The 5,036-nt window shown below is 74.4% G+C and carries 5 protein-coding genes; 4 read left to right on the top strand and 1 reads right to left on the bottom strand.

Translation table 11 applies throughout. The features are described from left to right. Positions 1–94 precede the first annotated feature (94 nt). Positions 95–1,711 carry a hypothetical protein gene (locus Q0444_RS04545; RefSeq protein WP_299021705.1) on the top strand — a complete coding sequence of 539 codons (1,617 nt, stop codon included), beginning with the start codon at positions 95–97 and terminating at the stop codon, positions 1,709–1,711. Positions 1,712–1,791: 80 nt separating this feature from the next. Here Q0444_RS04545 and Q0444_RS04540 read toward each other — a convergent pair whose 3' ends face one another. Continuing rightward, positions 1,792–3,258 (bottom strand): hypothetical protein, encoded by a 1,467-nt coding sequence (locus Q0444_RS04540; protein WP_299021703.1) that lies wholly within the window; start codon positions 3,256–3,258, stop codon positions 1,792–1,794. On the opposite strand from Q0444_RS04540, the gene Q0444_RS04535 reads away from it, so the two are divergent. From Q0444_RS04535 to Q0444_RS04525, 3 genes are all read left to right on the top strand, one after another. Further along, positions 3,248–3,685, top strand: coding sequence for a hypothetical protein (locus tag Q0444_RS04535; RefSeq protein ID WP_299021701.1), 438 nt, complete (start codon positions 3,248–3,250; stop codon positions 3,683–3,685). The two genes, Q0444_RS04540 and Q0444_RS04535, sit on opposite strands and share 11 nt — an antisense overlap. A gap of 164 nt (positions 3,686–3,849) precedes the next feature. Further along, positions 3,850–4,407 (top strand): orotate phosphoribosyltransferase, encoded by a 558-nt coding sequence (gene pyrE / locus Q0444_RS04530; protein ID WP_299021699.1) that lies wholly within the window; start codon positions 3,850–3,852, stop codon positions 4,405–4,407. Positions 4,408–4,410: 3 nt separating this feature from the next. After that, positions 4,411–5,036 (top strand): lysoplasmalogenase family protein (locus Q0444_RS04525; protein ID WP_299021696.1); only part of this gene is annotated, 626 nt, incomplete at its 3' end.

The following is a 5,036-nucleotide window of genomic DNA, read 5'->3' as shown; positions in this document are numbered from 1 at the left end:
CCCGGAGTATGTGGACCCCGGGGCCCCGCGGCCGGCGCCGTTCCTGCGGCCGGCGGGCCCCGGCGGTGAGCAGGGGCGTCGGGCGTAACCGGCGGTGGCCGCCGCCGTGCCGGCCGCCGCCGCCGAGCCCGCGCAGCTGGAAACCGACGAGCCGGTGGGTGCCGCCGGCCTGGCCCCTCTCGAGCCCGCCGACACCGAACTCACCGCCGCGTCGTCCCCGCGGCTGCTCGACCGGGTGCGCGCGTTCCTGCCCGTCCGCCGCCTGAACGGGCGACCGGCCGACGCCGCACCCGAGGCCCCCCCGGTCGATCCGCTTGCCGGCTCGCCCGTGGTCCGCTGGCTGGAGGACCGCGAGTTCGAGCCGACCCCCACCCCGGCGCCCGAGTTCCGGCACGGCGACTTCTCGGGCGGGTTGAGCGCGCTGGGCACGGTCTCGCACGGGATGTTCCGGGGCCGCCGGGCGATCATGGGGGTCACCGGGGGCCGCACCGTCCTGGCCCTGCGCCGCGACACCGCCTCCGACGTGGTCCTGGACCTCAGCCGTCCCGACGTCGACGCCGAACCCGGGTTCCACGACGCCGGCGAGGTGGCCGCGCTGGAGGCGAGGACCTCGGACTTCGGGCGGCTGGACCTGATCGACCGCGACCGCCTGGCCGACGCCGTCCGCGACGTGCCCGCCGACGTGCGCCGCGTATGGGCCGAGGGCGAGTGGGTGGCCGCGACCACCGACGGCGTGGACGCCCCGCCCACCGGGGACGACGTGGTGATGGCGCCCCGCGGTGCGGCCGATGTGCTGCCCCCGTTCCCGCCGATCGGCGGCCGGGCCCGGGCGCTTCCGGCCGAGATCGATCCGGGGTCCCCTGGCGCCGCCGACGGCCCGGAGGCCGACCCCACGGTGGGGATGGACGGCGAGGTCGGCACCGGGACGCACGGGGTCGCGGCGCCGGCCCCGGCGCCCTCGCCCGCCGAGCCGGTGGCGGGGGAATCCGGCGCGCCCGAGCCCGACGCGCCCGACGCGCCCGGTGCGCCCGAGCCCCGGCGGGCCGGGCACCTGCGTCTGGTGCCGGACCGCACGGGCGTCCGTGATCTCACCGGCGAGCCCGTGGTGCCCGACCGCGGGGACGCGCCCGCGGCGCCGGCCGACGAGACGCCTGCCGAGCAGACGCCTGCGGAGGAGCCCGACCCCTTCGCGGAGATCATGGAGCCCTCCGGGCCCGTGCCTTCCCGCGGGGACGTGGCCGCCGACCACCTGGAACCCAGGCCGCCGCTGTCCCGGCCCACCCGCGGCGTCGGCCAGGCGTTCCCCGCGGACGCCTCGGTGCCGCCGCTCGCCGCCGGCGCGGCCACGAACGGCGCCGGCATCAAGCCCCTCGGTTCCGAGGACGACCAGGACGAGATCCGCACCGAGGTCGAGCGGTTCGATGCCGCCCGCATCGACGGCGGATCCGACCTCGACACCGGGACGGGCGGACGCCACGGCTCGGTTGGCGTCGACCATGAGGCGGGCGAGGACGCGGGTCGGCTGTCGGTCGCGGAGCTCGCGGCCAAGATGGGGGCCACACCGTCGGGCGGACGTCGTCGGCATCGTCGCGCGGAATCCGAGAGCCACCCCGACTCCGGGGAGGCGGCCCCCGGGCGCGAGCGCCCCGGCGTGGAGCCGGACGTGGAGCAGACGACCCGCATCCAGATCCCGCCGGATCTGCGGGACTGACGGTCTCCGGGATCGACCGGCCCCGACGACAGGACCCGCCCGCGCAGTCGCGCGGGCGGGTCCTGTCGGTACCGGGTGTGTCAGCTGGCTGAACTCAGCAGCCCGGTGACGGTCGGGCTGGACAGCGGGGCGACGTCATAGCCGACCGAGTCGGAGAGGCTGGAGGTCACCGGGCTGGTCAGCGACCCGAGGTCGAGCGATCCGGTGTCGGGGACGGGGGCGACGGACTCGCCGTTCTTGCCCGCGACGATCACCACGGCGGGGTTCGGCGTGGACCCCTTCCATTCGTTGTAGTCGAACCAGATCGTGACCAGTTCCACCGTGTAGTGGTGGGTGCCCGTCCGCTCGGTGCGATCGATCTCATCGGTCGGGAACGCGATCGAGGTGCCGGTCGCGGGCATCGCTACCGGCTCGCCCACGGGCAGCGCGTCGCGGAAGAGCTGGACCAGTGTGCCCTCGGGGAAGTTCATCGCGGGCCGCGCGAAGGTCGTGGTGACGTTGACGGGCAGGGACTCCTCGCCGAGCTGGCCGACATTGGCGCGGACGGTGAAGTTCGTGTTCCAGAACACGGTGGGCTTGTCGGTCAGGGTGAGGACGATGGTGTCCTGGCTCGGACTGATGTTGCCCGTCACCCCCGAGTACTCGGCGATGACCGTCCGCGGCTGGTCCGGATCACCGTCCGGGATGCGGGGGAACTGGTGCTGGATGATGGCGAAGCCCTGGGCGTTCGGGCTGGCGGTGCCGATGATCAGGTTGGTCGCCTGGTCGCGGAAGGTGACGGTGCCCTGCGAGATCTCCCCGGCGGTCGCGTACGGGGCCGCGACCTGTGCCTGGAGCGTGACGGGGATCGACGAGTCGGCCGTCTGGTCGCCGCCGACGATGTTGGTCGTCGAGTTGAGGATGTTCGGCGCGACGTCGGCGACCGTGGTGAGCGACAGCTGCGCGGCGTTGGCGCTGACCGCACAGGAGATCGAGGCTCCGCCGGTCCCCGTGCCGGCGGCCGAGGTGCCGCGGCTGTAGCCGAACTGGGTGTTCGCGCCGTTGTTGGCCGCTGCGGCGCCGGCGCCGGGGAGGCCGAAGACGACCTGTGCACCGGGCGTCACCGGAGCGCGCATGGCGAAGGTGACCGCGGGCAGGCGGAACGCGCCGCTGGTGTTCTTCTGGAGTCCTGAGTTGTTGCTGGTGCCCGTGGAGGTTCCGTAGGCGGCCGAGGTGCCGCCCCAGATGCGGTGGACGTTGGTGCCCGTCGCCGTGACCTTGGTGGTCGGGTTGACGGTCGCCAGCGCCGGTGTGCCCGAGCTGAATCCCGATTGGCCGCCCGCGAGGGTGGCGGTGAGATTGGTGACGTTGGTCGGCGACTGGATGTCGTAGGTGAAACGACCCGATCGGACGGTGTTCGCCGACATCTCACCCGCCTGGACGGTGACGTTGAAGAACGCGCCCGGCGCCACGCTCTCGGGGTAGGTGACCGTGACGTCGTTGGTCCACGTGCCCGCACCGCCGACGTTCAGCGCGTTGTCCGGGGTGCACGTGTAGGTGACCGCCACGGTCTCCGTCTTCGGAGGCTCCGGCTCGGTCTGTGCGGTCGCCGTGGGGGCGAGGGCGAGGGCGGTGGCCAGCGGCAACGCGGCACCTGCCACCATCGCCGTCGGCCAGACCGTCACTCGGACGATCGCGCTCGGGCCGTCGGCCACCCAGCCCCGCAAGGAGGACAAGGTCGGCTTCTTCACGGTCTGTGCGCAGGGTGCCAACTCCGCCGCCGCGCAGGGCACGGCCCAGCTCTACGCGTGGTCGGCCTTCGAGGAGGGCTGGCCGCCCCCGGTCGTCATCCCCGAGGAGGACGGGACCATCGCCTCCGGCTCGCTGGGGTCACTGGGCGGCAGCGCGACCGACTCCGTCGATCCGGAGCCCCCGGTCGATGAGGAGCCGCCGGTCGATGACCTGCCGGGCGACGAGGATCCTCTCAATCCCTAGCTCGCCCCACTGTCCCACGTGCTGAACGTGGTCGGGCCGGTCGCGTGAGGCGACCGGCCCGTCCTCGTCTGTCGTAGTCCTCGTCTGTCGTAGTCCGCGTCTAGAGTCGACACCGTCACAGATGCCGCCCGTCGATCCCGCCGCGAGGCGACCCGAGGAGTCCCATGTCCGCCCCCCATCCCGTCGATGCGGCAGCCCGCGCGCGGCTCGCCGAGCTGGTCGCCGAGCTCGCCGTCGTCCACGGCCGCGTCACCCTCTCCTCGGGTCGCGAGGCCGACTACTACGTGGACCTGCGCCGCGCGACCCTGCACCACGAGGCGTCGCCGCTCATCGGCAGGCTGCTGCGCGAGCTCACCGCGGACTGGGAGTTCGACGCGGTCGGCGGGCTGACCCTCGGTGCGGACCCGGTCGCCACCGCGATCATGCACGCGCCCGGCCGGCCGATCGACGCGTTTGTCGTCCGCAAGGAGGCGAAGAAGCACGGGATGCAGCGCCGGATCGAGGGGCCGGACATCGTGGGCAGGCTTGTCCTCGTCGTGGAGGACACCACCACCACCGGCAACTCGCCTCTCACCGCGGTGGCGGCCCTGCGCGAGGCGGGCGCCGAGGTGATCGGCGTCGCGACGGTCGTCGACCGCGCCACCGGCGCCGACGACGTGATCCGCGCCGAGGGCGTGGAGTACCGCGCGCTGCTCGGACTGACCGACCTGGGATTGGAGTAGAGGATGACGACGACGAGCCCGTTCGCCACCCGACTGACGCGCGCGCTGCGGGAGCGGGTGCGCTCGCTCGCGGACCTCTCCCGCCCGGAGGGGCCCGCGTTCCTCGCCGCCGCCGTGGGGACGGAGGTCGCCAAGGCCACCGAGTTCGGTCCGCTGGAGAAGCTGTGTAAGCCGCTGATCGTCCCGGCCGCGCTGACGATCGCCCTGCGCGACGGCCGACTCTCGCCGGTCGACACCGCCCTGCTCTCCGCCACCGGCGCGGCCTACACCACGGGCGACGTGATCCTCATGCTCGGCGGCGGCCACGCCAGCCGGTCCTCGACCAGGCTCGTCTCGGGCGCGGCCGCCTTCGGGGTGGGGCACCTGGCGCTCGGCGGGCTCATGCTCCGCTCGGGGATCCGGTTCAAGCCGGTGCAGCTGGCGGTCCACGGCGTGATCGCCGGCGCCGCGGGGGCGGTGCTGGTGTCCGAGGGGCGGGAGAACGCCCCGCTGGCCGCGTACGGCGGGCTGCTGGCCACGCTGTCCGCGCTGGCGACCTCGGTGGACCGGCGGAGCGGGCCCCCCGCCCCCGGGCTCCCGGGGGCCCGGCCCGGGGTCCCGCCGGGCGCGTCGCCGATCCCCGGCCGCCC

The sequence above is a fragment of the uncultured Dietzia sp. genome (genome assembly GCF_937873725.1).
GTDB lineage: Bacteria > Actinomycetota > Actinomycetes > Mycobacteriales > Mycobacteriaceae > Dietzia.
The sequence above is the reverse complement of the archived record's forward strand: the minus strand, read 5'-3'. Positions and strand labels throughout refer to the sequence as shown.